Source organism: Bacillus sp. FJAT-25509 (assembly GCF_001420605.1).
Taxonomy (GTDB): Bacteria; Bacillota; Bacilli; order Bacillales; family Bacillaceae_G; genus Gottfriedia.
On record NZ_LJIZ01000021.1, the window covers coordinates 270,951 to 295,354 of the forward strand.

A 24,404-nucleotide genomic window follows, 5' to 3' on the forward strand; every position below is an offset into this window, starting at 1 on the left:
TCTTTTATGTACCAATTTTCTGAACTTTATATTATAATTTAGTAGGTTAGGTTTTTAATTCGTTAAACATGGAGGGATATCAATGTCTCAGTTTGAAAAATCATTAGAGAAATATGCTGAACTTGCGGTAAAAAGTGGTGTTAATATCGTACCAGGACAAACATTACAAATAAATGCACCAATCGGAGCTGCAGAATTCGTTCGTAAAGTTGTAAAATTCGCTTACGAAGCTGGCGCTAAAAATGTAAACATCGATTGGAATGATGATGTAATTACTCGTACTAAATACGAACTAGCTCCTGATGAAGTTTTTGAAGAATTCCCAGGCTGGAAAGTAACAGCTATGGAAGAATTAGCTGAAAATGGCGGTGCTGTTTTATCAGTAATTTCACCAAACCCAGAATTATTAAAAGGGATTGATCCAAAACGTATTGCAAATTTTAATAAAACAGCTAGCAAAGCACTACATAATTATCGTGAATACATGATGGCTGACCGAATTCGTTGGTCAATCGTTGCTATTCCATGTGTTGAATGGGCTGAAAAAGTTTATCCAAATGAATCAATTGATAAAGCAATGGAATTACTTTGGGATTCAGTATTCAAAATTTGCCGAGTAGACAATGAAAATCCAGTTGAAGCTTGGGTTAAACATAACGATTTCTTACAAGAAAAAGTTGTTGAATTAAATGACAAGCGTTACAAAACTTTACATTACACAGCACCTGGTACTGATTTGAAACTAGATTTAGTAGATAATCATGTATGGAAAGGTGGCGGAGCGAATAGTGAAGATGGAAAATGGTTTAATCCTAATATTCCAACTGAAGAAGTTTTCTCTATGCCACATAGCCATGGTGTAAATGGTACTGTTCAAGCGACTTTACCATTAAATTATGGTGGAAATTTAATTGAGAACTTCTCTTTAACATTTAAAGATGGTAAAGTTATCGATTTCACAGCTGAAAAAGGCTATGATACTTTACAACATTTATTAGATACTGATGAAGGTGCTCGCCGTCTAGGTGAAGTAGCATTAGTACCACATGATTCACCAATTTCAAATACAGGTTTAATTTTCTTCAACACATTATATGATGAAAATGCTTCTTGCCACTTAGCATTAGGTAAAGCATATCCAAACAATATGAAGGATGGAGAAAAATTACCATCAGAAGAGCAAGAGAAATTAGGAATCAACCAAAGTTTAACTCACGTTGATTTTATGATCGGATCAGCGGAATTAAATATTGATGGAATTAAAGAAGATGGTACAGTTGAACCAATCATGAGAAATGGTAACTGGGCATTTTAATAGTAAATAAAAATAAAAGGGTTTCTCAAAAGATATTTTGAGAAACCTTTTTTTATACTTTTCTTAAATATTTTGAAATTGATCGTTACTTCTGAGAACCGTTATAAAACCATCTAATATTGTATGACTAACAGAAAAACCCTTGCGTTTATAAAATTCTAGAGCGTTCTCATTTCCATTTGAAACATAGATAAAATAATCCTCTACATCATCAAATTGTTTTAGCCAGTTCATTGACATTTTGAATAGTACAGAGCCTACTCCATATTTTCTATATTCTTCTTTTATATAAAATTGAGATAAACAACCAACATTCTTTTTATGGACTGATGAAAGGTCAAAAAAAGTTGCAAATTCGCTTGAGTATACTTCTTTTGGAGAAATATTCGAATAAACGTAACCAACGATTTGATCTTCATCTTTTACGATCACAATATAATTATGTATAGCTTTTCTAACTGAAGGAACCATGCGTGTATCGAAATTCATACCATCAAACAACTCTGGTTTTATCTTCGCTTTTGCCTTCTGAAAAGTCATTAATTCATTACATAAATCTCTACATAACTCAATGTGATCCTCGTCTATCACTTCATAAGTTAAATTCATCTTGTCACCCCTCATTAAAATTGATTTTGAGCTTTAAATAAATTTCGTACGATTTAATTTTAATATATAAATACTTGAAAACAAATGAAATAATAAGTTGAACCGTTTTTGGTATATAATGGAAGTGACATCTAGAGTCAATTCATCATTCTACACATAAAACGAATGGAGGATGAGAAAATGGAAGATCTTAAGTATGAGTTTTATATTGGAGCAAAACCGGAAAAAGTGTGGAACATATTTGTTTCGCCAGAAGGAACAAAGGCTATCTTTTTTGGTTGCATTTTAAAATCAACATTTGAAGTCGGAGCACAATATGAATATATTGGACCAGGAGAAGATGGAGATCGTACAGTGCATGTTTATGGGGAAATACTAGCTTTTGAACCCCACAAAATGATGAGCTATACTGAACATCCTGGCCCAGTTTACCGTGAAAATCATGCTGCATTAGAAACTAGAATTACACTTACACTTGAAGAGATGGGTGAATGCACAAAATTAACACTACTTAACGATCAATGGCCAGAAAATCACCCATCATATGAAAATACAAAATCTACGTGGCCAATGATTTTAAGTAATGTAAAAACATATGCAGAAACCGGTAAAACATTAGATTTCGGCTGGTGAAACTTGAAAATAAAAAACCTCTGGGATCAGAGGTTTTTGTTTTAGAATCCGGTTCATCTAAATATATGAAAACCGATATATGCACTGCAAATACTAATAATAGTAGATAAAATGATATAAGATAATGCAGTTTTATACTTTTTTGCCAGTAATAATTGAATCGCTTCGTAACCAAATGTAGAAAAGGTTGTAAATCCACCTAATATTCCGATCCCAATAAACAACCACATTGTGATAGAAATCGATTTATCGAGATATAAATGGTTTATTAAGCCTAAAATAAACGATCCGAGTATGTTGATAACGAATGTTCCAGCAGGAAAATTTGTTTTAACTTTTTTATTAACATAGTTTCCAAGGGCATAGCGAAAAATTGCTCCGATCCCCCCACCTATTCCAACAATAAAAATCATGATGAGGTTTCTCCTTTTACTTTATTGAATTTTTCAGCCATTTTAAAACCAAGATACGCCAAACTTATTCCTACAACTAAACTTGAGATGATATAGACTAAACTTACTAGTAATTTTTTTTCATCCATCAGTATTACATTTTCAAGTGAAAAAGTAGAGAATGTAGTGAATGCTCCGGTAAATCCTGTTCCGATTAGTAAAGTATATTCAGGTTTTAATTTAACTTTTGCCATTGGTAAAAAGAAACCTAAAAAGAAGCATCCAATGATATTAATTAAAAATGTTTGAATTGGAAATCCATTTGAAAGTGGATGAATTGATAGACCTATTATGTAACGAAGAATTGCTCCAAAAAATCCTCCGATTAGTATTAATAAATAATTCATTTCACACCTCATAAATGCATTATAAAAACGCCCCTAGGAGCGTTTTTTTGTTAGTTTACAATAAAAAAAGCAATAATTGAAACTAAGTTATTTAAAAAATGGGCAAAAATCGTAACTTCGATTTTTTTTGTTTTGATATAGATCATACCAAAAATTAAACCAGCTAAAGAATAAGATAGTAATGCATAGATTGAAAAGCCAGCAAGCATATGCAATAAACCAAACCCAAATGAACTTACAATTAATCCAATGATTGGAGAGTTTTTAAAAATTGAACCAATAATTAACTTACGTGTAATCCATTCTTCTTTAATTGGTGCAAGAATTACCGCTGATATAATCATAAGGATTGGATTAGTTCGCAATAAGCCTTCCACTGCTTTTTGGTTATCTGGAGTAGCAATTGAATAATTGAAATGTTGAAAAATAACATCAAGAAGTTGTGAAGAAGCCATAAGAACCACGTATGCTCCTAAGACGATTACAACGTCAATCACATTTATATTTATTCGTCTTAAAGTTAGTAGTCCTTTTTTCTTCGTATAATAATATAGCCATAATAAGCTGAGGACACCAAAAATTGAATCCGAATAAATTGAAACGGTATTTACAAGATTATTAAATTGTTTTTCAGTAAGATTTATATCTGCAACATTAACAAAAATCATACCCCATATTGAAGCAATCAAGATTAGTAAGTTCAACCCAACAATAAATATTAAAAAATAGTAGCCAAGGGTTTTTAAGGCGGACTTACGTTCATTCGGAATATTTTCTGGAATGATTGTTTTATAGTTTAATTCATTATCCAAATCGGCTCCTCCAATTTTTTGTTCTATGTTCACAAACTTTCTAGTTAATCTAATTTATATTTATACTAACATATCCTATTTTATCTTAAATTTAAAGCTGAAAGAACTAGAAATAGAATAAATGAGCCTAATTATTTTAAAACCATTGTTATTTAATATATGAGAGTTTCAATGAATTATATGATAGTTGAAAGGGTACTTAAAAATAATTAATGTATAAACAAGTTATGTTGATATACCTTGTTTTCGCACTGTTGAAAAACAATCTTGTCAATTAATTATCAAATTTTCGTAAAAGGAGTATTGTGAGGTTGATTTCCACTACAGGATGCTCGCTTTCCATGGGGCGAGATTCTTTAGCCTCCTCGTCGCGTTCGTTCCTGCGGGGTCTCAGGCTTCCCGCATTTCCCTTAGGAGTCGAGCACCCCTTTCGTTCCAATCAACTTATTCATCAAAAAAAATCTGCAATAAATACTAATCAAATATCCTTTACTAAGAGTATCCTAACAATTGTTTAACCAGTTTACAGGTAATTAATATTGAACATTGATTAATAAACTATTCAAATGAATTTGTTTTTCTAAAAATTAGCTAGTGTTATTGGAACAATAAAATTGCTCTAACATATTAAAATTTAAAACCATTAATAGATAGATCAACCAAAAAATGATCATTTCATCATTAGTAATTGTTTATTTAATGTTCCTATTTTAAATTTCAAAACTAAGAAAACAAGGTATGTTGATATACCTTGTTTTCTTCAATTCTAATTTGATTTTGGGATTAACAGGAAAGAAGAGAGAGGGTTCGAAGCTATCATCTTCTTAAGACCTTATCTAAAATCCTGCTCAAATCAATTCAACTGTTCTACTTGATCTCTAATCATTTCCATTTTGTAGTCTAATGAATTTACAGTTGCGGAAGCTTCATTTAAGCTTTCGATAATTGCTTTTGGAACTTGTTTATTGTATTTATAAAAAATCTTGTGTTCAAGGCTTGCCCAGAAATCCATCGCAACGGTTCTAATTTGGATTTCTACTTTTACTCTTTTCGTTTCAGAAGCAAGGAAAATTGGTATTTCAATAATCATATGAAAACTTTTATAACCATTTGGTTTTGGATTCTTTATATAATCTTTTATTTCTATTATATAAATATCGTCTTGTTGTTTTAACAGTTCATAGATCATATAAATATCACTAATAAAGGAACAACTAATACGAACGCCAGCTATATCACTCATATAATTTTCTAGATTATATTGTGTTAATTCTAAACCTTTTCGCTCAAGCTTTTCCATTATACTGTCAGGTTTTTTTAAGCGTGATTTTACGTGTTCGATTGGATTATGATTATGAGTTAAAGTAAATTCTTCATTTAAAATTCTAATTTTAGTATTGATTTCATCTAACGCAAATTTATATATTAAAAGTGTGTTAGTCCACTCACCTAAGCTTTGATCTTTCAACATAGGCAACCTCCTAATGTATATTACATCAGTATTCTACCAGCTTAATGTGAACTCAGTGTGAAATCTTGGTGAACAGTTAGTGACAAGTAAAGTATAGTATAGGGATTTTTAAGGTATTAGGAAAAAGGGAATAGTAATAGTAGCAATGGCAGGAGCCTTATACAAGGATCAAAGATGTAGAGAGTCCAAGTTATATTAAAAGAATAAGCAATTGATAGTAATAATAGTAAGATCATTTAGGGTTTTGTTAGTTTTGGAATAATATGTTATAAATTTATATATATAATTTTAGTTAGGAGTACATTGATGAAACAAAGTTTTTATCGTTTGTTTATAGAGTTGACGAATAATCGTTTTACTTCTGGTCTTTTGCGTAGGTTTGCTACTTCTAGATTTAGTAGACTGTTTATTAATCCTTATATTAAAGCGTTTAATTTAAATATGGATGAAAGTAAAGAGACTGATTTTCCTACTTTACATGCCTTGTTTACTAGAGAATTAAAACAAAATGTCAGACCGATTCATGCTGGTGAAAGTGAATTAGCTTGTCCTGTAGATGGTGTGTTAGAGTCTTGTGGGAAAATTGAAATGGATATTAAATTTGTCGTTAAAGGCAAGACATATAGCATTATTGAGATGTTAGGTTCAAAGGAAATGGCAGAAAAATATGATGAGGGTTATTATATGGTATTGTACTTAAGTCCTAGCCATTATCATCGTATACATAGCCCAATCGAAGGCGAAATTGTTTCACAATTCGAGTTAGGTGCTAAATCTTATCCCGTGAATAAAGCAGGATTAACGTATGGTAAAGATCCACTTTCCAAAAATTATCGAGTTATTTCAGAAGTATTATGCTCTGAAAACAATAAACATGTTGCGATGATTAAAGTTGGTGCTATGTTTGTTAACACAATCGTAGTAACCAAAAAAGAAAAGCGTATGAAAAAAGGTGAAGAAGTAGGGTATTTTTCTTTCGGTTCTACAGTTGTTTTACTTTTTGAAGCTAATAGTTTTTCACCAAATTTGAAACTTCAATCCGGCGAAGCGATAAGAGTTGGTCAAAATCTTGGTAAATTACACTAAGTATGCACTTTTTTTCACGAAATGGGAGCCATCATATAGAAAGATGGTTCTTTTTCTGTTATTGTAAAGAGTGCTTGTATTTTAATTTCGCTTGTATTATTTGCATATATTGAAAATAATAAAAATGATTATGATGTTTTTTTAATATAGAAATCTAATCCTCTTCGTTTTATTTCTTTTTCAATTAAATAAATGAAAGCAGGATCAAGCTGTAAACCAAGAGCTTTTTTGTACGACTCAAGTAACAACTCATCATTTAATTTGTACATATTTTTTGCCCGGTTGGGCATTCACCTCCGAGTGAGTAAAGTTTTTTGAATTTCTTCGTAAACTTACTGTATCAAATTTTTAAAAATAGAACAATCGTTCGTTTATCCACAGAAATAGGTGGATAAGTTGTGGGTAATTTGTTTATATATTCTGAAAAGGTAGGTTCTTGGACTAAGGATAATGTGTATAGATTTATCCACAGTTTGAATGGTTGTAGTTATTTGTCGAACGATTTTAAGAATATATTGAGGTGTAATAATGTTTAATAAATTTTTACCGAGTGAAACTGTTAATAATGTTTATGCAATTACGCCTGAGCATTTAAAAGGCTTAGGAATTAAGGGAATCATTACGGATTTAGATAATACGTTAGTAGAATGGGACCGTCCATTAGCTACTCCAGAGCTAACTAAATGGTTCAAAAGCATGGATGATGCAGGGATTAAAATTACGGTTGTATCGAATAACAATGCTGAGCGTGTTGGAAAGTTTTGTGATCCTTTAGGAATTCCATTCATTCATCGTGCACGTAAGCCACTCGCTACATCATATAAAAAGGCATATAAACAAATGAATTTAAAGTCAAATGAAGTCGTGATGATTGGAGATCAATTGCTTACAGACGTATTTGGAGGCAATCGACAAGGAATTCATACTATTTTAGTTGTTCCGGTTGCAAGCACGGATGGAATTTGGACAAGATTTAATCGAATGGTAGAACGTAGAATTCTTTCATCTTTAAGGAAGCAAGGATTACTACAATGGGAGGATAAAAAGTGAGTAATACAGAAGTAAGATGTATTGGTTGTGGGGTTGAAATTCAAACAGAGGATAAAAACAAGCTTGGATATGCACCTCCATCTTCATTAGAAAAAGACGAGATTATTTGCCAACGTTGTTTTCGTTTAAAAAACTATAATGAGATTCAAGATGTAGAGTTGACTGATTCTGACTTTATTCGTATCTTAAATGGGATAGGCTCTAAGGACTGTCTTGTTATCAAAGTAGTTGATGTTTTTGATTTTTCTGGCAGCTGGTTAAATGGAATTAATCGATTCGTCGGAAATAACAAAATATTATTAGTAGGAAATAAGGCAGATTTAATTCCTAAGTCAGTTAAGAAAAATAAGCTTACGCAATGGATGAGCGGAACTGCAAAACGTTGGGGGCTTAAACCTGCAGGTGTTCATTTAATTAGTGCGGTAAAAGGCACTGGTATAGACGAATTAGCTGAAAGTATTGAGAAGCATCGTGAAGGTAAGGATGTATACGTAGTAGGTTGTACAAATGTTGGGAAATCAACGTTTATCAACACAATGATTAAACGTTATAGTGAAGAAAATAGTAATATTATTACTACATCGCATTTTCCAGGCACAACACTTGATATGATTCAAATCCCACTTGATGATCAGAGTGATCTAATTGATACACCTGGTATTATTAATCATCATCAAATGGCTCATTTTGTTGATAAAAAAGGTTTAAAGATTATTACACCGAAAAAAGAAATTAAGCCTATGATTTATCAATTAAATGAGGGACAAACATTATTCTTTGGTGGGTTAGCTCGTTTTGATTATTTAGAGGGTGGAAGACGTTCTTTTACTTGTCACTTCTCAAACGAATTAACAATTCATCGTACTAAACAAGAAAACGCTGATGATTTATATGAAAGACAAGCTGGGGAATTATTAGTTCCACCATATGGTGAACAAATAAATGAACTTCCTAAATTAGTGAAGCATGAATTTATGATAAAAGATGCTAAAACTGATATAGTTTATTCAGGGTTAGGTTGGATCACAGTGAATGAACCAGGTGCAAAAATAATAGCTTATGTACCAAAAGGAGTAGCTGTAACTCTACGTAATTCTATTATATAAGAATAATTTGGGGGCTAAGAGAAATGAAAGACCAATATTATGTAATCGGTCAACCGATTGGTCATTCAATGTCACCAACTATGCATAATGAATGGTTTGGCTCTAATCAAATTCCGGGGCACTATTCAGCAAAAGAAGTTGGGATAACAGAATTAGAATCAGTTATGACAGAATTTCGTTCAACTGTAAAAGGATTTAATGTTACAGCTCCACTAAAAGTAGAAATTATGCAGTACTTAGATGAAATTGATCCATTGGCAAAAGCGATTGGAGCTGTTAATACAGTTATCAATAAAAATGGAAAACTGTACGGTAAAAATACTGACGGTATGGGGTATTGTAGGGGCTTATCCTATGTTTTGAAAAATCCGATTGAAGAAGAAAAGATTTTGATTATCGGTGCAGGCGGTGCTGCTAGGGCGATCCTTTATAGTTTACTGCACTTGGGTGTTAAGCATATTACAGTCACAAACCGAACGATAGAAAAAGCAGAGGATCTACTAGATGGTAAGCTGATGAATGAAGTTAATATTATGTCTATTTCAGATGCTGAAGAACATTTAGGTCACTTTTCTCTTATCATTCAAACAACTTCTGTTGGAATGAAGCCAAATGAAAATAGTACGCCATTAGCGCTAACTAATTTATCACCAGATGCAATTGTATCGGACCTAATATATAGCCCATTTAAAACAGTATTCTTAAAAGAAGCTGAAGAAAGAAATGCGACTATACAAAACGGATTACCGATGTTTATTTATCAAGGAGCATTAGCATTTCAAGAGTGGACGGGAATTTTTCCAAATACGATTGATGCATACTCATTATTAGAAAGAAAACTTGGAGGAACAAAATGTTAACAGGTAAACAAAAAAGATTTTTACGTTCGAAAGCTCATCACTTAAACCCTATTTTTCAAGTAGGTAAAGGTGGAGTTAATGAAAATATGGTTAAGCAAATTTCAGAAGCACTTGAAGTAAGGGAACTATTAAAAGTAAGCATACTTCAAAATTGCGATGATGATCGTTATGATGTAGCAGAGCAGTTAGCTGAAGGTTCAAATGCTGAACTAGTACAAGTAATTGGACATACAATTGTTCTATATAAAGAGTCTAAAGAAAATAAAACAATCGTACTACCTTAATATGTTAAATACCGTTAATTAGAGGAGAAGCGGATTAATGGATAAACAAAAAGCACTTTCACTTGTAAAAGAAAAACTAACAAACGGGCGTTTTACACATACTATCGGTGTAATGGAAACTGCAGTTAGACTTGCCGAGAAGTACGGTGCGGATGTAAAAAAAGCAGAATTAGCTGCAATTTTCCATGATGTCGCAAAATGTATGCCGATAAAAGAGTTAGAATCGATCATGGAAGAAAATAAACTTTCATTAAAGCTTTTAAAGTATAATAAAGAATTATGGCATGCTCCTGTTGGTGCATTTCTTACTGAACATGAATATGGGATTGATGATAAAGAGATTTTACAAGCAATCACATATCATACAAGTGGTCATAAAGAGATGACTTTATTAGATAAAGTAATTTATGTAGCAGATTATATTGAACCTAATCGTAATTTTCCAGGTGTAGAGGAAGCTCGTGAATTAGCGGATCAAGATTTAGATCGAGCTTTATTATTTGCATTAAAAAATACAATTACATTTTTGATTGATAAAGAACAAACAGTCTACCCATTAACGGTTAAAACATATAACTCAATATTAAAGCAAGTTAAAAGCCAGGGGGAATAAAAAGAATGAATGAAAAAGAATTAATGATGCTAGCTGTAAATGCTGCTGATGATAAAAAAGCTGAGGATTTAGTCGTATTAGATATGAAAGGAATCTCTGCAATTGCAGATTATTTCATTATTTGTCACGGTAATTCGGATAAGCAAGTTCAAGCTATTGCAAGAGAAGTAAAAGATCAAGCTCAACAAAATGGTAAAGATGTTAAACGTTTAGAAGGATTTGACGAAGCTCGTTGGGTATTAGTAGACATCGGTGACGTTGTCGTTCATGTTTTCCATCGTGACGAAAGAAACTATTACAACTTAGAAAAACTATGGGGAGATGCACCTTCTCTTGATGTTTACGGAGAGCTTCTTTCATGACATACAATCGCTTCGCGTATTTGTATGATCAATTAATGAATGATGTCCCTTATGAAAGATGGGTTCAATTCCTAAAAAATGTATTTCAAAAATATGAAGTGCTTCAGCCTTCAATATTAGATATAGGATGTGGAACTGGTACATTACCCATCTTATTGGCTAAATTGAACTATTCAATTAGCGGGGTAGATTTATCTGAGGAAATGTTAAGTGTCGCAATGGCAAAAGCAGAACAGGAAAAAGTTAATATACCTTTTTTTCAACAAAACATGATGGAATTAGAAGGTTTTGATCAATTAGATTGTGTAACAATTTTCTGTGATTCACTTAATTATTTAGAAACAGAAGATCAAGTAAAACAAACCTTTATAAAAGTAAATGAAAGCTTAAAAGATAATGGTTTATTTTTATTTGATGTACATTCTCCTTATAAAATTGAAGAAATCTTTGGTGAAGAGACATTTTTTATTGATGATGCAGAGTTAAGCTTAGTCTGGTCTTGTACGCAAGGGGAACATCCATTAAGTGTTGAACATGATTTAGTTTTCTTTATGAAAGATGAAAATCGTGATTTATATGAACGCTTCGAGGAATATCACAATCAAAGAACATTTCCGATCAATACGTATAAATCATTATTAAATCAAACTGGATTTGAAGTGAAGGAAATCATAGCAGATTTCGATGAAGCTGTAGATGATGCTTCTGAACGAATCTTTTTTATAGCAATGAAAAAATAAAAAAACCCTTTAAGAAAATTCCTTTTCTTAAAGGGTTTTTTACTTTATTAGACCTGCAAAATTGAATTTTGTATTTTTGTAACGAATGGATTAAAGCGGTATAATCATTTTTAAATTAATCAAAATTGTTCTTTTACACGCTCAATTTCCTTATCAAACTTATCATGTGTTTTCTCAAAAATTTCTTCGAATAAATCTCCTACTCGTGCTTCTAAAACTTTAATACCTTCTCCAGTAATTCCGCCTTTTACACATACCTTTTCTTGAAGTGTTTCAAGCGTAAAATGTTTTTGTTCAATTAGTTTACCAAAGCCAATAATCATTTCTTCTGCTAAAATCGTTGCTTGCTCTTTTGAAATTGAAGTTTGACAAACAGCTGCATCGATAAATTTTTGAAGTAAGTAACTAAAAAATGCGGGTCCACAGCTTGCGATATCCGATGAAACTCTTGTGATATCTTCTGTAATCATGACAGGTTTAGAAATGTTCGAAAAAAGTTCGATTATTTGTTCCTTACTTTTGGCCGTGCACCTATTCCCGAAATTAACTAAAGTTACTCCACTCAATGCTTGATTCGTAATGCTTGGAATAACGCGTGCAATCTGACAAGGTAATATCGCTTCTAATTGTTCAACATTAATCGGACTAGTGATCGATATAACGCAATGTTTTTTAGTGAAATGCTTTTGTAAAGATGATAAAAGTGGCTGAATTTCTAAAGGTTTTACACACACCAATACAATATCAGAAGCGGTAATTACTTCTTTAGCAGTCTCAACAACATTTAAATCAGGATATATATTTTTTAGCTCATAAGCTTTATACATTGAGCGGTTTGTAACAGTTAATTCGGAGGGCTTCACGGCATTTGATTTTATAAATCCATTGAGCAATATAGTGCCCATATTTCCTGTACCTATGATTCCTACGTTCATGAGTACATCCCTTCCTTTGCATACATTCTCTCCTACACTATATGAAGCAAGGTCGAAAATAATGATATAAGTTAAAATGGAGGACTAATAATGAAAAAGTTAATTCATAATAAACTAGTTTGGATTACTCTCGTAATTGTTGGTATTTTAGTTGTAAATTTTTATCAAACTGAGCGTAAAAATGAGGTGGTTTTTGCGAAAAAACCACTTGAAGAAGAAATAGTAAAGAAGAACGATGATCAGAAAAAAGAAGTTAAGATGCCAGTGATTTCAAAAGTATTTATGGTTGATGTAAAAGGTGCAATACAAAAACCAGGTGTAATCCAATGTAACGAAGGAGAACGAGTTTTTGACGTGATTAAATTGGCGGGTGGATTTAAAGAAAAAGCTGATGTTAATAAGGTTAATTTAGCCGAAAAAATATTTGATGAGATGGTCATTTATGTACCGTTCATTGGAGAAGAAACCGATCAAACGATTATTACTAAAAGAGGGGATGAAACCAAACAAAATGAGATGATCGATATAAACCATGCATCACAGGCAGATTTGGAAAAAATACCGGGTGTTGGTCCAGCAAAAGCAAAAAATATTTTAGATTATATTGATGAGAACGGACCATTTACTTCCGTAGAACAATTAGAATCTGTCAATGGAATCGGCAAAAAATCCCTTGGAAAAATGACTCAGTTTATTGTCATACGCTAAAATAAATGAGTATTTATCTGGCTTATATTGTTTTTGTACAAATAATTACAATCATCTTTTTTAAGAGCTATAATTTATTCTTTATCTTAATATTTCTCATTTTAATGATTTTTTTAGTCGGAAAGAAAAAATGGCTACTTTTATTAATTTGTATTATTTCGCTATGCTTTACGTCTGGTATATGTTATCTACAAAACAATAAGGTGAATTCCCCTCAACCAAAGCCCTCGCAAAATGTCCGTGGTGAGATCACTTCTACTCCAATAATAGATGGTAATAAAGTTTCATTTACATTTAAACTCCAAAACCAAGAAATCTTATTAAATAGTTTTGCTAATACAAAAGAACAATTAAAAGTTTTTCAAAAAAGAAAAATAGGTGAAATATGTGAAGTCAAAGGTGAAGTTTCATTGCCTTTAGAAAATTCAAACCCATACTTATTTAATTATAAGAAGTATTTATTAAATCAAGGAATTCACTGGATAATTACTGCAAATCCAAATAGTTTTGAGGATTGTGAAAATGGAAATCGAACCATCCTTCAATCAATAAATTATAGCCGACATGGCTTAATTAAATATGTTGAGATGAATTTTGATTCCAATACAGAAGGTTATATTAATGCGCTCCTTTTTGGGGACCGATCAAAGATGAATGCAATCACCGAATCTCAATATCAAATAGTGGGAATTGTACATTTACTTGCGATTAGTGGTTCTCATATTAGTTTGTTGAGTCTTGTCATCTATTTTTTATTAATTAGAATTGGCTTAACGAAAGAAACAAGCTTATTTATAACAATTTTGTGTATTATATCGTATGGATTTCTAGCAGGTGCTTCAGCATCAGTTGTCAGGGCAGTTATTATAGGTGTTCTAGTTTGTTTCTACAAGTTAGCAAAAATGAAAGTTGACATTACTTCGCTATTATTCATTTCTTGTATAATCATGTTATTTGCAAAACCAAATTATTTAGATGATATTGGATTTCAATTTTCCTTTGTAACAAGTTTTGTACTTGTTTTAACGTCTGAACAAATTTTAAATTACAAATCCTGGTATGCAAGGGCTCTTTATACATCGGGTATTACTCAACTAGTGTCAATCCCAATATTACTTTTTAATTTTCACGAATTATCACCATACAGTATAATAATTAACTTACTTTTTATTCCTTATATTAGTTTTATTATTATGCCACTATGTATTTTTTGTTTTAGTTTAAGTTTTATTAATTTAGAAATAAGCGAACAGTTAACATTACTGTTAACATACTTTATTAACTTGTCAGATCAATTACTGTATATTTGCATGCAACTACCGTTTATTAAGCTGATTTTTATACATCCATCCAAAGGAATTCTACTTTTGTATATAGCATTAATATTTTTAATTTTATTCTTTATGGAAAGTGAGAAATGGAAGAAGTTGTTTAATAATTGCCTGATTGGATTTTTTATTCTTATAAGCGGGCATTTATTTTATCCCTCTATTAACCCAGTTGGAAAGATTATGTTTATTGATGTTGGTCAAGGTGACTGTATTCTTATAAAATTGCCTTTTAATAAAGGGAATTATGTAATTGATACGGGAGGTAAGTTAACTATAAAAGAAGAAACGTGGATGAAGCGAAAAAAACCATTTTCAACAGGCAATGATTTATTGATTCCAATTTTAAAAGGAGAAGGAATTAGTAAAATAGATAAATTAATATTTACACATGGTGACATTGATCATATTGGAGGCGGAAAGGAAGTACTACAATCATTTCATGTAAAACAATTAATTGTAGGAGACAAGGCGAATTTTAGTTCAGCAGAAAAAGAAAGAATTAATATAGCCATAAAAAAGGGAGTCGAGATTAAAAAAATAAGCGAAGGTATGGGGTGGAAAATCGGTCCGAATTATTTTCAAGTTGTTTCGCCAATCAAAGATTATGTAGGTGAGGAAAATGAAGGGTCAATTGTTCTAAGGGCACACATAGGTGGGAAGGATTGGATGTTTTCAGGTGATTTAGATGAAAATGGAGAAAATCGACTGATCTCTATGTATCATGATTTAAAGGCTGATGTTTTGAAAATAGGGCATCATGGAAGCAAAACATCTACTTCTGAACAATTTATTAAAGCAGTTATGCCTAAAATTGGCATTATTTCCGTTGGGGAAAAAAATAGATATGGTCACCCAACAAAAGAAGTACTTAATCGATTAAAAAAGTACAATGTAAAAATCTTACGTACTGATGAACTTGGTGCAATAACTTATGAATTTAAAAGAGGACAAGGTACCATTTATACATTTAAAGCATATCGTAAAACAAATAACAGAAACCAAGAAGGAAATTAAAAAGACTGCCGAGGCAGTCCAATCATTTGATCCTATGTATTATCTCGTAACATACTCCACAACTGTTGCGATGATAAATAGAATTGCGAAGAAACCAAATGAAACAGCAAAGCCAACGCCAGAATCTGTTGAATCATTACGTTTGCTTTGAACATTTTTTTCAAAAGTATTCACAAATAACCCCTCCTAATTCAATTTTAGTATAAATCAATATAACTAAAAAATCCATAGTATGTTTGTTTTAGTTATACCGTTTTAAATGAAGAAACCGGGTCTTTATTTAAAACGTTAATATAAATTAGAGATTAGTATTTACTAATCTCTTCCTTCTCATGTAGGACATGTTATACTATACTAAGAAAATTAGTGTAGAGGAGCAAAACATGATTAATGATTTACATAAAAAATTGAAAAAGAATGTGTCACCAATGTATTTATTGGTAGGTACTGAAGATTTTTTACTTCAAGAAGCGGAAAACTTAATCGTGAAAGCAGCTTTACAAGGAGAAATTGATGATTTTAACTATCAAACATATGATTTAAAAGAGGCTTATTTAAGTGAAGCTCTTGAGGATGCTCAAACACCGTCCTTTTTTGGCGGCAACAAAGTCATCATCATAAAATCATGTTTGTTTTTAACAGCTCAAAAAGAAAAAATTGTACAAGATATAGAACCATTATTTGATTATATTGAAAATCCTGCACCTTTTACTACTGTTGTTTTTGTTGCTCCTTTTGAAAAATTGGACGAGCGAAAAAAAGTAACAAAAGCGTTAAAAAAACAAGTAGAGCTAGTTGAGTGTCATCCTGTTGAAACGAGCAATTTAGACGGCTGGATTAAAGAGCGGTTCACTGGGAATGTAACGATTACTAAAGAAGCAATTGAAAAATTAAAACTACTCGTTGGAAATAATTTATCGATATTAAAACTTGAATGTGAGAAGCTTCAATTGTTTATCGGTGATGAAGGCGAAGTTGATGCTGAACTTGTGGAAATGATGGTAGCAAAAACCATTGAACAAAACGTTTTTTCTCTTATTGAAAAAACAGCAGTAAGACAGACAACTGATGCGCTTAAAATTCTTCATGAATTGTTATTTATAGGTGAAGAACCGATTAAAATAGTTGCATTGTTAGCTAGCCAGTTTAGATTATTGTACGGAATAAAACAATTATCAAGTAGTGGGTACTCAAATAATCAAATCGCTTCTGCAGTTGGCGTATCTCCAGGAAGAGTGTTTTATGGACAAAAGCAAGCGAATAACTTTCAGGCAAGTGAATTAAAAGAAGCAACACGATTAATTGCTGAAGTTGATTATAAAATGAAGACTGGTCAAGGAGATAAGGTTATGATCCTTGAAATGTTAATTCTTCAATTAAATAAATAAATCAAATGGCAGTCCGGATGCAATAAATTGGACTGCCATTTTTTGATATAAAAAGGCTATAAATTTCAGTCTACTACTTATACAATTACTTATAATGGTGTAATTGTGAAAGTTTACCAATAAGTGGTATTTGGGAGATGGGTCAGTGGAAGGAAATACCTAAAGAAATAAACAGTGAATTAGATACATACTTTCATTATTTTGATTTGAAATTACCAAATTTAATTGATTCTTTTTATCTTTATCATTATCCGACAGAAGACTCCTTCCTCAATTACGTGAAGGTGTGATTACACCGGTAATAGGTGGGAGATGAATATCGGTTAGGCGGCATGTCTAAAGGCTTTTTTATTGTCTGCTTCAAAACTTAATGAATTAGAAAAGAGCTATTGGAAGAAATGTTTTGGTCAAGAAGTTTCTGCTTACTAACTACTGGTGGTTCTCCCATCAATGTAGTTAAGAAATAAATTAAAAATCAAGGAATGAAGTGAGGTGAAAACAATGCTAGTCAATAAAGCATATAAATTCCGTATCTATCCAACTAAAGAACAGGAAACACTAATCGCCAAAACGATTGGATGTAGTCGTTTTGTATTCAATCACTTTTTAGGACACTGGAACGACTCATACAAAGAAACCGGCAAAGGATTAACGTACAATTCTTGTTCTGCTGAATTAACAAAGTTGAAAAAAGAATTAGTATGGCTCAAAGAAGTTGACAGTATTGCTCTTCAATCCTCACTGAAAAACCTCGCAGATTCGTATTCACGATTCTTCAAAAAGCAGAATAAAGCACCTCGCTTTAAGTCTAAAAAGAATCAAGTTCAATCCTATACAACAAAAGAAACAAACGGAAATATTGCAGTTGTCGGAAACAAAATGAAACTTCCTAAACTTGGTCTTGTTCGCTTTGCTAAAAGTCGAGAAGTACATGGTCGTGTTTTAAATGCGACCGTTAGACGAACTCCAAGTGGTAAATACTTTGTATCCATTCTTGCAGAAGTAGACGTAATACCACTCGAGAAAGCTGAATCATCGATTGGTATCGACTTAGGCATCACTGATTTTGCCATTTTTTCTGACGGTCGCAAAATTGACAACAATAAATTTACTACCAAAATGGAAAAGAAACTAAAACGTGAACAGCGAAAACTTTCAAGACGTGCGTTACTTGCTAAACAGAATGGGATTAACCTTTTAGATGCAAAAAACTATCAGAAACAAAAACGAAAAGTCGCTAGATTACACGAAAGAGTGATGAATCAACGTGATGATTTCCTTAACAAGTTGAGTACAGAAATAATCAAAAATCACGATCAAATCTGTATCGAAAACCTGAATACGAAAGGAATGTTACGTAATCACAAATTAGCCAAATCGATTTCTGATGTATCATGGTCTGCATTTGTATCTAAATTAGAATACAAAGCTAAATGGTATGGTAAAACAATCATGAAAGTAAGTAAATGGTTTCCATCCAGCCAAATATGTTCTGATTGTGGGCACCAAGATTGCAAGAAATCTCTTGCAATCAGGGAATGGACTTGTCCAATTTGCCATCAACATCACGATAGAGACATAAATGCCAGTAAAAATATTCTAGCTGAAGGCTTACGAGCATTGGCTTTGGCATAAATAATCATAGAACCGTAGGAATCTACGGGGATAGCTTGGTAAATAAGAGAAACCTCTGCTGGCAAAGAAATAACACTAGCAAGTATTCTCAGTTCCCAAGAATCTCCCACTTCAAACAACCTGTAAGGGTATTAAGTGGTGAGTAGTTCAAACAAGAAGAAAAGATGCGATTGACTATGTGGAGTTTATGATTGAAGAATGTAATAAACTTATTTAATCTAACATATTGGTTCGAATGCAAATATGTATTTAAAAAACGTCTAGTTGAAAAACTTTATTGCACGAAAAAATGGTGTCTCAGATGAGACACCATTTAATTCATTACGCGTTCATAGCGTTAACTTTTTTAGCTAAACGAGACTTTTGACGTGAAGCAGCGTTTTTGTGGATTAGATTGCTGTTAACAGCTTTGTCTAATTTTTTAGAAGCAGTTAATAAAGCTTCTTGCGCTTTTTCAGTTTCGTTATTAGTAACTAAAGCTTCAACAGTTTTCACTGCAGTACGCATTTCTGATTTTAGAGATGCGTTGTGAGCACGATGAGCTTCAGCTGTTTTTACACGTTTAATAGCTGATTTAATATTTGGCATACCTTTCACCTCCCGAATGCAGTCGAGAAATTTGCCTCGAATACAAATAGAACAAAACTTATTTTATCAAAACAAGTCCCATTTGGCAATAGAATTCATAAAGCTATTTTCGCCTTTTCAAAAGAAAAATAAACAATTCGTTTAGAATTGGTAACATCTAGCTAAACTAGTTAAGAAGAGAATTGTTAAATTTCGATGAGTATTGTGGAGGCTAGATAAATGAGTGAGTTGGATTTAAGTCAATATAGTGTTCGAACAGATTTAGCAGTAGAGGCAAAAGAGATGCTCGAGGAGCGTGAACAGACAAAGGAAGAAATTACCGGCGTAATCGTTAAAGAACGTGAAGCAGATGGTGTAAGTATTTCTCATGTTCATATTAAAGAATCGGCATCTGAAAGAATCGGTAAAAAGCCAGGGAATTATTTAACACTTCAAGTTCAAGGTATTCGTGAACAAGATACTGACCTTCAAGAAAAAGTTGAAAAGGTTTTTGCAAACGAGTTTTCTGCTTTCTTAAAAAATTTAGGAATTACGGAAGATCAAACTTGCTTAGTCGTCGGCTTAGGTAATTGGAATGTGACACCAGATGCACTTGGTCCAATGGTTGTTGAAAATTTAGTTGTTACAAAGCATCTTTTTGAATTACAGCCTGAAAGTGTACAAGATGGTTATCGTCCAGTTTGTGCTTTATCTCCTGGTGTAATGGGAATTACTGGTATTGAAACGAGCGATATTATATCGGGTGTCATTGATAAAGTAAAACCTGATTTTGTCATTGCGATCGATGCACTTGCAGCTAGATCCATTGAGCGAGTTAATACAACTATCCAAATTACAGATAATGGCATTCATCCAGGCTCTGGAATAGGAAATAAACGTAAGGAATTAAGTAAGGAAACACTAGGTATTCCGGTAATTGCTATAGGCGTTCCAACCGTTGTTGATGCTGTTGCTATTACAAGTGATACAATTGACTTCATTTTAAAACATTTTGGACGAGAAATAAAAGAGGGAGACAAGCCTGCTAAAGCGCTAATCCCTTCTGGAATGGCATTTGGAGAAAAGAAAAAGTATACCGACGAAGATATGCCTAGTGAAAAGGAACGAATGGCATTTATGGGGATTGTAGGAACGCTAGAAGAGAATGAAAAACGAAAACTGATTCATGAGGTATTGTCACCACTAGGTCATAACTTAATGGTTACACCAAAAGAAGTGGATACATTTATTGAAGATATGGCAAATATTATTGCTGGCGGTATGAACGCTGCACTGCATTCTAAAATTAATCAAGATAATATTGGCTCATATACTCATTAATATTTCGTAAGTGAGGAGAAACAAATGAAATATATGGTTCGGTATTTTACGCTAATCATCATTTTTTCTATAACTATCATTACTTGTATGCAAATTGCGAAAGACGGAATAAGTAAAGTTACTTCGACTGATTACTATCATGTAGATGATGTAGTAAAAATCTCAAAAGAAGATGGGAAAGCTGGTCCAGTACTTTTTGGAAAAGATTACACGAAAGAAGGACTAGCAATTAGAGAAGATCATTTAGAAAGATTAGGGGCATTTAATTATTTTACAGTTGTTGGTAAAGGACTATCCCATTTTGTTACGTATGTAACTGAAAAAGGGGTTAAGATTGTTGAAAAAATTCCTTCTATTATTGATAGCTTTAATTAGACCTTCTAAACTTCATTCGACATATACTGCTAATAGAGATTGAATATTTCCCTATTTTTTTGATATAATCAAAACTATCTATGCTGTCGAGAAATTTAGGAGTGATGAAATGAACAAAGAGTCAAGATCAGAAAGACAAAAGAGAATTAGAAACTTTTCAATCATCGCACACATTGACCATGGAAAATCTACATTAGCAGATAGAATTCTTGAGAAAACAAATGCACTAACTCAGCGTGAGATGAAGTCTCAGCTATTAGACTCAATGGATTTAGAGCGTGAACGTGGAATTACCATTAAATTAAATGCTGTGCAGTTACAATATAAAGCTAAAAATGGTGAAGAATATATTCTTCATTTAATCGATACACCTGGACATGTCGACTTCACTTATGAAGTTTCACGTAGTTTAGCAGCGTGTGAAGGCGCAATTCTTGTAGTTGATGCTGCACAAGGTATCGAAGCACAAACATTAGCCAACGTATATTTAGCTTTAGACAATGATTTAGAAATCTTACCAGTTATTAATAAGATTGACTTACCAAGTGCTGAGCCTGAACGTGTAAGACAAGAAGTTGAAGAAGTAATTGGATTAGATGCTTCAGAAGCGGTATTAGCATCTGCTAAAGCAGGAATCGGAATAGAAGAAATTCTAGAACAAGTCGTAGAAAAAGTACCAGCACCAACAGGCGATCCAGATGCACCTTTAAAAGCACTTATTTTTGATTCATTATTTGATCCATACCGTGGTGTTGTAGCTTATATTCGTATCGTAGAAGGTACTGTAAAAGTTGGGCAAAAAATTAGAATGATGGCTACAGGTAAAGAATTCGAAGTAGTTGAAGCTGGAGTATTCACACCACGCACTACACAAAGAGACGAATTAACTGTAGGTGACGTAGGTTTCTTAACAGCTTCTATTAAAAATGTTGGAGATACTCGCGTTGGGGATACAATTACCCTTGCTGAGAATCCAGCAACTGAGCCTCTACCAGGTTATCGTAAATTAAATCCAATGGTATTCTGTGGATTATATCCAATTGATACTTCTAAATATAATGATTTACGTGATGCACTTGAAAAGCTTCAATTAAATGACGCAGCTTTACAATTTGAAGCAGAAACTTCACAAGCTTTAGGTTTTGGTTTCCGTTGTGGATTTTTAGGATTATTACACATGGAAATCATTCAAGAGCGTATTGAACGTGAATTCAAAATTGATTTAATTACAACAGCACCAAGTGTTATTTATAATGTTTATACAACAAAAGACGAAATGATTATCGTTGATAACCCTGCTCATATGCCAGATCCTCAATCAATTGATCGAGTGGAAGAGCCTTACGTAAAAGCAAAAATCATGGTTCCAAATGACTTTGTTGGAGCAATCATGGAGCTTTGCCAAAAGAAACGCGGTAACTTTATCGATATGCAATATTTAGATGCTAACCGTGTAACATTAACTTATGAAATTCCATTATCTGAAATTGTTTATGATTTCTTTGATCAATTAAAATCAAGTACAAAAGGCTATGCATCATTTGACTATGAACTAATTGGTTACAAAGTTTCTAAACTTGTGAAAATGGATATTTTATTAAACGGTGAACAAGTAGATGCTCTATCATTTATCGTTCATAAAGACGCTGCTTATGACCGTGGGAAAATTATCGTTGAAAAATTAAAAGAACTTATTCCAAGACAACAGTTCGAAGTTCCAGTTCAAGCGGCAATCGGACAAAAAATCGTTGCTCGTTCAACAATTAAGTCAATGGGTAAAAACGTATTAGCTAAATGTTACGGTGGGGATATCTCTCGTAAACGTAAGCTATTAGATAAGCAAAAAGAAGGTAAAAAGCGAATGAAAGCTGTTGGATCTGTAGAGGTTCCACAAGAGGCATTCATGGCTGTTTTACGTATGGATGATTAATAATCAATAGGAATTCATCGATTATAGAATTGATGATTATCTAGAGAGGCCACCGTAATTTATTTGCGGTGGCTTTTTTAATGTTAAATTGATAATTTTTCACTCAAATTGTTATTAATAAAAAGTAAGATGTAAATAATGATTAATAATAGTAAAGCGATTCATTAGACAAATATCATAAGAAAATATACAATCATAAAAGTTAAAATCAACAAAAGTCCCTGAATCTGCACCTTAGGTGGTATTGGATCAGGGGCTTTTCACATAGAAAAGAGGAGAAGGTATGGCATCTTCCGTTTATATTCATATACCATTTTGTCAGCAGATTTGTTACTACTGCGATTTTAATAAATTTATGATGGACCGTCAGCCGGTTGATCAGTATTTAGAATATCTAGAGAAAGAAATTGTTGAAAGTCTAAAAATAAATCCGATTTCAGATTTGAAAACAGTTTTTGTAGGTGGAGGAACACCTACAGCATTAACTTTGGCCCAAACTCAAACGTTAATAGATATAATTAATAAACAGATCATTAAAGGGAATAAAGAAATCGAAATCACTTTTGAAAGTAATCCAAATGAAATTTCTAAAGAAAAGCTTCAAATTTTAAAAGATGGTGGAGTGAATCGAATTAGTTTTGGAGCGCAAACATTTGATGAAGGTTTACTTAAAAAGATTGGAAGAACACATTCACCTAATGAGATAGAAGAAGCAATTCAAACTGCAAAAGAAGTTGGAATTGATAATATCAATCTTGATTTAATGTATGCTTTGCCAGGTCAAACAATGGAACAATTCGTTGATTCGTTGGATAAAGCTATGAAGTTACCGATTCAGCATATTTCAGCGTATTCATTAATTATTGAACCAAAAACCGTGTTTTACATAGAAATGAATAGGGGCAAGCTTAAACCGGCTCCTGAAGAAGATGAAGCAGCTATGTATGACTTTTTAATGAAGTATTTAGAAGAAAAAGGTTTTCATCAATATGAAATAAGCAATTTTGAAAAGAACGGTTTAGAAAGTAAGCATAATCTTGTTTATTGGAATAATGAAGAGTATTTTGGATTTGGTGCAGGAGCACATGGCTATATTAATGGCATTCGATATTCAAATGCAGGACCGTTAAAGAAATATTTTCAGTTGATTGATGAGACTGGTGTCCCAATTGTTCATGAGCATACGGTAACGAAGCAAGAAAAAATGGAAGAAGAAATGTTTTTAGGATTACGTAAAATGGAGGGAGTTTCAGAAAGAAAATTCCAAGAAAAATTTGGTTCAAACTTTAATGAAGTATTTCCGAACGTAATTGAAAAACTAATGAAAGATGGATTAGTGGAGATGAATGGAGTATTTCTTCGATTAACCCACAAAGGGAAGTTACTCGGAAACGAAGTATTTCAAGCATTTTTACTTTAAAAGCAGTAAGTGTGAAGAGC

General features: G+C 32.4%; 27 protein-coding genes and 1 pseudogene. 19 read left to right on the plus strand and 9 right to left on the minus strand.

The window, feature by feature from the left end; all coding sequences use genetic code 11:
• Positions 1-82: 82 nt before the first annotated feature.
• On the plus strand, positions 83-1,315 hold the full coding sequence (locus AN960_RS14375) for an aminopeptidase (RefSeq protein ID WP_056472764.1): 1,233 nt from the start codon (positions 83-85) through the stop codon (positions 1,313-1,315).
• A 63-nt stretch (positions 1,316-1,378) separates the two neighbouring features.
• On the opposite strand, the gene AN960_RS14380 is transcribed toward AN960_RS14375, so the two are convergent.
• A complete protein-coding gene (locus AN960_RS14380; protein WP_056472768.1) occupies positions 1,379-1,924 on the minus strand; it encodes a GNAT family N-acetyltransferase in 546 nt (181 codons plus the stop codon).
• Positions 1,925-2,104: 180 nt separating this feature from the next.
• On the opposite strand from AN960_RS14380, the gene AN960_RS14385 reads away from it, so the two are divergent.
• Positions 2,105-2,557 (plus strand): SRPBCC family protein, encoded by a 453-nt coding sequence (locus AN960_RS14385; protein WP_056472771.1) that lies wholly within the window; start codon positions 2,105-2,107, stop codon positions 2,555-2,557.
• Positions 2,558-2,610: 53 nt separating this feature from the next.
• On the opposite strand, the gene crcB (AN960_RS14390) is transcribed toward AN960_RS14385, so the two are convergent.
• From crcB (AN960_RS14390) to AN960_RS14405, 4 genes are all read right to left on the minus strand, one after another.
• Positions 2,611-2,970, minus strand: coding sequence for a fluoride efflux transporter CrcB (gene crcB, locus AN960_RS14390; RefSeq protein ID WP_056472773.1), 360 nt, complete (start codon positions 2,968-2,970; stop codon positions 2,611-2,613).
• Complete coding sequence (gene crcB, locus AN960_RS14395) at positions 2,967-3,356, minus strand: fluoride efflux transporter CrcB (protein WP_056472776.1); 390 nt, start codon at positions 3,354-3,356, stop codon at positions 2,967-2,969. The genes crcB (AN960_RS14390) and crcB (AN960_RS14395) overlap by 4 nt, the downstream gene beginning before the upstream one ends.
• Before the next feature lie 50 nt (positions 3,357-3,406).
• A complete protein-coding gene (locus AN960_RS14400) occupies positions 3,407-4,168 on the minus strand; it encodes a CPBP family intramembrane glutamic endopeptidase (RefSeq protein ID WP_056472778.1) in 762 nt (253 codons plus the stop codon).
• A gap of 853 nt (positions 4,169-5,021) precedes the next feature.
• Positions 5,022-5,639, minus strand: coding sequence for a GTP pyrophosphokinase (locus AN960_RS14405; RefSeq protein ID WP_056472780.1), 618 nt, complete (start codon positions 5,637-5,639; stop codon positions 5,022-5,024).
• A gap of 306 nt (positions 5,640-5,945) precedes the next feature.
• Here AN960_RS14405 and AN960_RS14410 point away from each other — a divergent pair, with 306 nt between their 5' ends.
• A complete protein-coding gene (locus tag AN960_RS14410; protein WP_056472784.1) occupies positions 5,946-6,725 on the plus strand; it encodes a phosphatidylserine decarboxylase in 780 nt (259 codons plus the stop codon).
• 128 nt (positions 6,726-6,853) lie between these two features.
• On the opposite strand, the gene AN960_RS14415 is transcribed toward AN960_RS14410, so the two are convergent.
• The gene (locus AN960_RS14415; RefSeq protein WP_429892020.1) at positions 6,854-7,015 is read right to left on the minus strand and encodes a sporulation histidine kinase inhibitor Sda; all 162 of its coding nucleotides are present in this window, start codon (positions 7,013-7,015) and stop codon (positions 6,854-6,856) included.
• Between the two features lie 238 nt (positions 7,016-7,253).
• On the opposite strand from AN960_RS14415, the gene AN960_RS14420 reads away from it, so the two are divergent.
• The 7 genes from AN960_RS14420 to AN960_RS14450 are packed head-to-tail and all read left to right on the plus strand — an operon-like array spanning position 7,254 to position 11,740.
• Positions 7,254-7,775 carry a YqeG family HAD IIIA-type phosphatase gene (locus AN960_RS14420; protein ID WP_056472787.1) on the plus strand — a complete coding sequence of 174 codons (522 nt, stop codon included), beginning with the start codon at positions 7,254-7,256 and terminating at the stop codon, positions 7,773-7,775.
• Positions 7,772-8,881, plus strand: a complete 1,110-nt coding sequence (gene yqeH / locus AN960_RS14425; RefSeq protein WP_056472790.1) for a ribosome biogenesis GTPase YqeH — start codon at positions 7,772-7,774, stop codon at positions 8,879-8,881. Before AN960_RS14420 ends, yqeH begins: the two co-directional genes overlap by 4 nt.
• 23 nt (positions 8,882-8,904) lie before the next feature.
• Complete coding sequence (gene aroE, locus AN960_RS14430; protein ID WP_056472793.1) at positions 8,905-9,741, plus strand: shikimate dehydrogenase; 837 nt, start codon at positions 8,905-8,907, stop codon at positions 9,739-9,741.
• Positions 9,735-10,025, plus strand: a complete 291-nt coding sequence (yhbY, locus tag AN960_RS14435; protein ID WP_056472795.1) for a ribosome assembly RNA-binding protein YhbY — start codon at positions 9,735-9,737, stop codon at positions 10,023-10,025. The genes aroE and yhbY overlap by 7 nt, the downstream gene beginning before the upstream one ends.
• Positions 10,026-10,062: 37 nt before the next feature.
• The gene (gene yqeK, locus AN960_RS14440) at positions 10,063-10,638 is read left to right on the plus strand and encodes a bis(5'-nucleosyl)-tetraphosphatase (symmetrical) YqeK (RefSeq protein ID WP_056472798.1); all 576 of its coding nucleotides are present in this window, start codon (positions 10,063-10,065) and stop codon (positions 10,636-10,638) included.
• Between the two features lie 5 nt (positions 10,639-10,643).
• A complete protein-coding gene (gene rsfS / locus AN960_RS14445) occupies positions 10,644-11,000 on the plus strand; it encodes a ribosome silencing factor (protein WP_056472801.1) in 357 nt (118 codons plus the stop codon).
• The gene (locus AN960_RS14450; RefSeq protein WP_056472804.1) at positions 10,997-11,740 is read left to right on the plus strand and encodes a class I SAM-dependent DNA methyltransferase; all 744 of its coding nucleotides are present in this window, start codon (positions 10,997-10,999) and stop codon (positions 11,738-11,740) included. The genes rsfS and AN960_RS14450 overlap by 4 nt, the downstream gene beginning before the upstream one ends.
• A 119-nt stretch (positions 11,741-11,859) precedes the next feature.
• Here AN960_RS14450 and comER read toward each other — a convergent pair whose 3' ends face one another.
• A complete protein-coding gene (gene comER, locus AN960_RS14455) occupies positions 11,860-12,675 on the minus strand; it encodes a late competence protein ComER (protein ID WP_056472807.1) in 816 nt (271 codons plus the stop codon).
• Positions 12,676-12,765: 90 nt separating this feature from the next.
• Between comER and AN960_RS14460 the strand changes: the two genes are divergently transcribed.
• Together AN960_RS14460 and AN960_RS14465 are read left to right on the plus strand one after the other, a co-directional pair.
• Positions 12,766-13,383, plus strand: coding sequence for a helix-hairpin-helix domain-containing protein (locus AN960_RS14460; RefSeq protein ID WP_056472809.1), 618 nt, complete (start codon positions 12,766-12,768; stop codon positions 13,381-13,383).
• Positions 13,384-13,388: 5 nt separating this feature from the next.
• Positions 13,389-15,728, plus strand: coding sequence for a DNA internalization-related competence protein ComEC/Rec2 (locus AN960_RS14465; protein ID WP_056472811.1), 2,340 nt, complete (start codon positions 13,389-13,391; stop codon positions 15,726-15,728).
• A gap of 39 nt (positions 15,729-15,767) precedes the next feature.
• Here the strand turns inward: AN960_RS14465 and AN960_RS24075 are convergent, their stop codons facing one another.
• The gene (locus AN960_RS24075; RefSeq protein ID WP_082459515.1) at positions 15,768-15,902 is read right to left on the minus strand and encodes a YqzM family protein; all 135 of its coding nucleotides are present in this window, start codon (positions 15,900-15,902) and stop codon (positions 15,768-15,770) included.
• 209 nt (positions 15,903-16,111) lie between these two features.
• On the opposite strand from AN960_RS24075, the gene holA reads away from it, so the two are divergent.
• The 3 genes and pseudogenes from holA to tnpB all read left to right on the plus strand — a co-directional run bounded on the left by holA (position 16,112) and on the right by tnpB (position 18,751).
• On the plus strand, positions 16,112-17,116 hold the full coding sequence (gene holA / locus AN960_RS14470; protein ID WP_056472815.1) for a DNA polymerase III subunit delta: 1,005 nt from the start codon (positions 16,112-16,114) through the stop codon (positions 17,114-17,116).
• Positions 17,117-17,502: 386 nt separating this feature from the next.
• A pseudogene (locus AN960_RS24080) lies at positions 17,503-17,583 on the plus strand (IS200/IS605 family transposase); the annotation flags it as partial.
• A gap of 34 nt (positions 17,584-17,617) precedes the next feature.
• On the plus strand, positions 17,618-18,751 hold the full coding sequence (gene tnpB / locus AN960_RS14475; protein ID WP_056472818.1) for an IS200/IS605 family element RNA-guided endonuclease TnpB: 1,134 nt from the start codon (positions 17,618-17,620) through the stop codon (positions 18,749-18,751).
• Between the two features lie 321 nt (positions 18,752-19,072).
• Here the strand turns inward: tnpB and rpsT are convergent, their stop codons facing one another.
• Positions 19,073-19,339: a 30S ribosomal protein S20 gene (rpsT, locus tag AN960_RS14480; RefSeq protein WP_056472820.1), complete on the minus strand. Its 267-nt coding sequence runs from the start codon at positions 19,337-19,339 to the stop codon at positions 19,073-19,075.
• A gap of 219 nt (positions 19,340-19,558) precedes the next feature.
• On the opposite strand from rpsT, the gene gpr reads away from it, so the two are divergent.
• The 4 genes from gpr to hemW all read left to right on the plus strand — a co-directional run bounded on the left by gpr (position 19,559) and on the right by hemW (position 24,384).
• Positions 19,559-20,659, plus strand: coding sequence for a GPR endopeptidase (gene gpr, locus AN960_RS14485; RefSeq protein WP_056472823.1), 1,101 nt, complete (start codon positions 19,559-19,561; stop codon positions 20,657-20,659).
• A gap of 24 nt (positions 20,660-20,683) precedes the next feature.
• The gene (locus AN960_RS14490; RefSeq protein WP_056472826.1) at positions 20,684-21,034 is read left to right on the plus strand and encodes a DUF3679 domain-containing protein; all 351 of its coding nucleotides are present in this window, start codon (positions 20,684-20,686) and stop codon (positions 21,032-21,034) included.
• A gap of 109 nt (positions 21,035-21,143) precedes the next feature.
• Entirely contained in the window at positions 21,144-22,964 is a 1,821-nt protein-coding gene (lepA, locus tag AN960_RS14495; RefSeq protein WP_056472831.1) for a translation elongation factor 4, read from the plus strand.
• A gap of 283 nt (positions 22,965-23,247) precedes the next feature.
• Positions 23,248-24,384 carry a radical SAM family heme chaperone HemW gene (gene hemW, locus AN960_RS14500; RefSeq protein ID WP_056472835.1) on the plus strand — a complete coding sequence of 379 codons (1,137 nt, stop codon included), beginning with the start codon at positions 23,248-23,250 and terminating at the stop codon, positions 24,382-24,384.
• Positions 24,385-24,404: the final 20 nt, after the last annotated feature.

Bases quoted from the DNA above. Each gene is read 5' to 3' on its own strand.
- AN960_RS14375 (WP_056472764.1), top strand. From the start codon at position 83: ATGTCTCAGTTTGAAAAATCATTAGAGAAATATGCTGAACTTGCGGTA.
- AN960_RS14380 (WP_056472768.1), bottom strand. From the start codon at position 1,924: ATGAATTTAACTTATGAAGTGATAGACGAGGATCACATTGAGTTATGT.
- AN960_RS14385 (WP_056472771.1), top strand. From the start codon at position 2,105: ATGGAAGATCTTAAGTATGAGTTTTATATTGGAGCAAAACCGGAAAAA.
- crcB (WP_056472773.1), bottom strand. From the start codon at position 2,970: ATGATTTTTATTGTTGGAATAGGTGGGGGGATCGGAGCAATTTTTCGC.
- crcB (WP_056472776.1), bottom strand. From the start codon at position 3,356: ATGAATTATTTATTAATACTAATCGGAGGATTTTTTGGAGCAATTCTT.
- AN960_RS14405 (WP_056472780.1), bottom strand. From the start codon at position 5,639: ATGTTGAAAGATCAAAGCTTAGGTGAGTGGACTAACACACTTTTAATA.
- AN960_RS14410 (WP_056472784.1), top strand. From the start codon at position 5,946: ATGAAACAAAGTTTTTATCGTTTGTTTATAGAGTTGACGAATAATCGT.
- AN960_RS14415 (WP_429892020.1), bottom strand. From the start codon at position 7,015: ATGCCCAACCGGGCAAAAAATATGTACAAATTAAATGATGAGTTGTTA.
- AN960_RS14420 (WP_056472787.1), top strand. From the start codon at position 7,254: ATGTTTAATAAATTTTTACCGAGTGAAACTGTTAATAATGTTTATGCA.
- aroE (WP_056472793.1), top strand. From the start codon at position 8,905: ATGAAAGACCAATATTATGTAATCGGTCAACCGATTGGTCATTCAATG.
- yhbY (WP_056472795.1), top strand. From the start codon at position 9,735: ATGTTAACAGGTAAACAAAAAAGATTTTTACGTTCGAAAGCTCATCAC.
- yqeK (WP_056472798.1), top strand. From the start codon at position 10,063: ATGGATAAACAAAAAGCACTTTCACTTGTAAAAGAAAAACTAACAAAC.
- rsfS (WP_056472801.1), top strand. From the start codon at position 10,644: ATGAATGAAAAAGAATTAATGATGCTAGCTGTAAATGCTGCTGATGAT.
- AN960_RS14450 (WP_056472804.1), top strand. From the start codon at position 10,997: ATGACATACAATCGCTTCGCGTATTTGTATGATCAATTAATGAATGAT.
- comER (WP_056472807.1), bottom strand. From the start codon at position 12,675: ATGAACGTAGGAATCATAGGTACAGGAAATATGGGCACTATATTGCTC.
- AN960_RS14460 (WP_056472809.1), top strand. From the start codon at position 12,766: ATGAAAAAGTTAATTCATAATAAACTAGTTTGGATTACTCTCGTAATT.
- AN960_RS14465 (WP_056472811.1), top strand. From the start codon at position 13,389: ATGAGTATTTATCTGGCTTATATTGTTTTTGTACAAATAATTACAATC.
- holA (WP_056472815.1), top strand. From the start codon at position 16,112: ATGATTAATGATTTACATAAAAAATTGAAAAAGAATGTGTCACCAATG.
- tnpB (WP_056472818.1), top strand. From the start codon at position 17,618: ATGCTAGTCAATAAAGCATATAAATTCCGTATCTATCCAACTAAAGAA.
- rpsT (WP_056472820.1), bottom strand. From the start codon at position 19,339: ATGCCAAATATTAAATCAGCTATTAAACGTGTAAAAACAGCTGAAGCT.
- gpr (WP_056472823.1), top strand. From the start codon at position 19,559: ATGAGTGAGTTGGATTTAAGTCAATATAGTGTTCGAACAGATTTAGCA.
- AN960_RS14490 (WP_056472826.1), top strand. From the start codon at position 20,684: ATGAAATATATGGTTCGGTATTTTACGCTAATCATCATTTTTTCTATA.
- lepA (WP_056472831.1), top strand. From the start codon at position 21,144: ATGAACAAAGAGTCAAGATCAGAAAGACAAAAGAGAATTAGAAACTTT.
- hemW (WP_056472835.1), top strand. From the start codon at position 23,248: ATGGCATCTTCCGTTTATATTCATATACCATTTTGTCAGCAGATTTGT.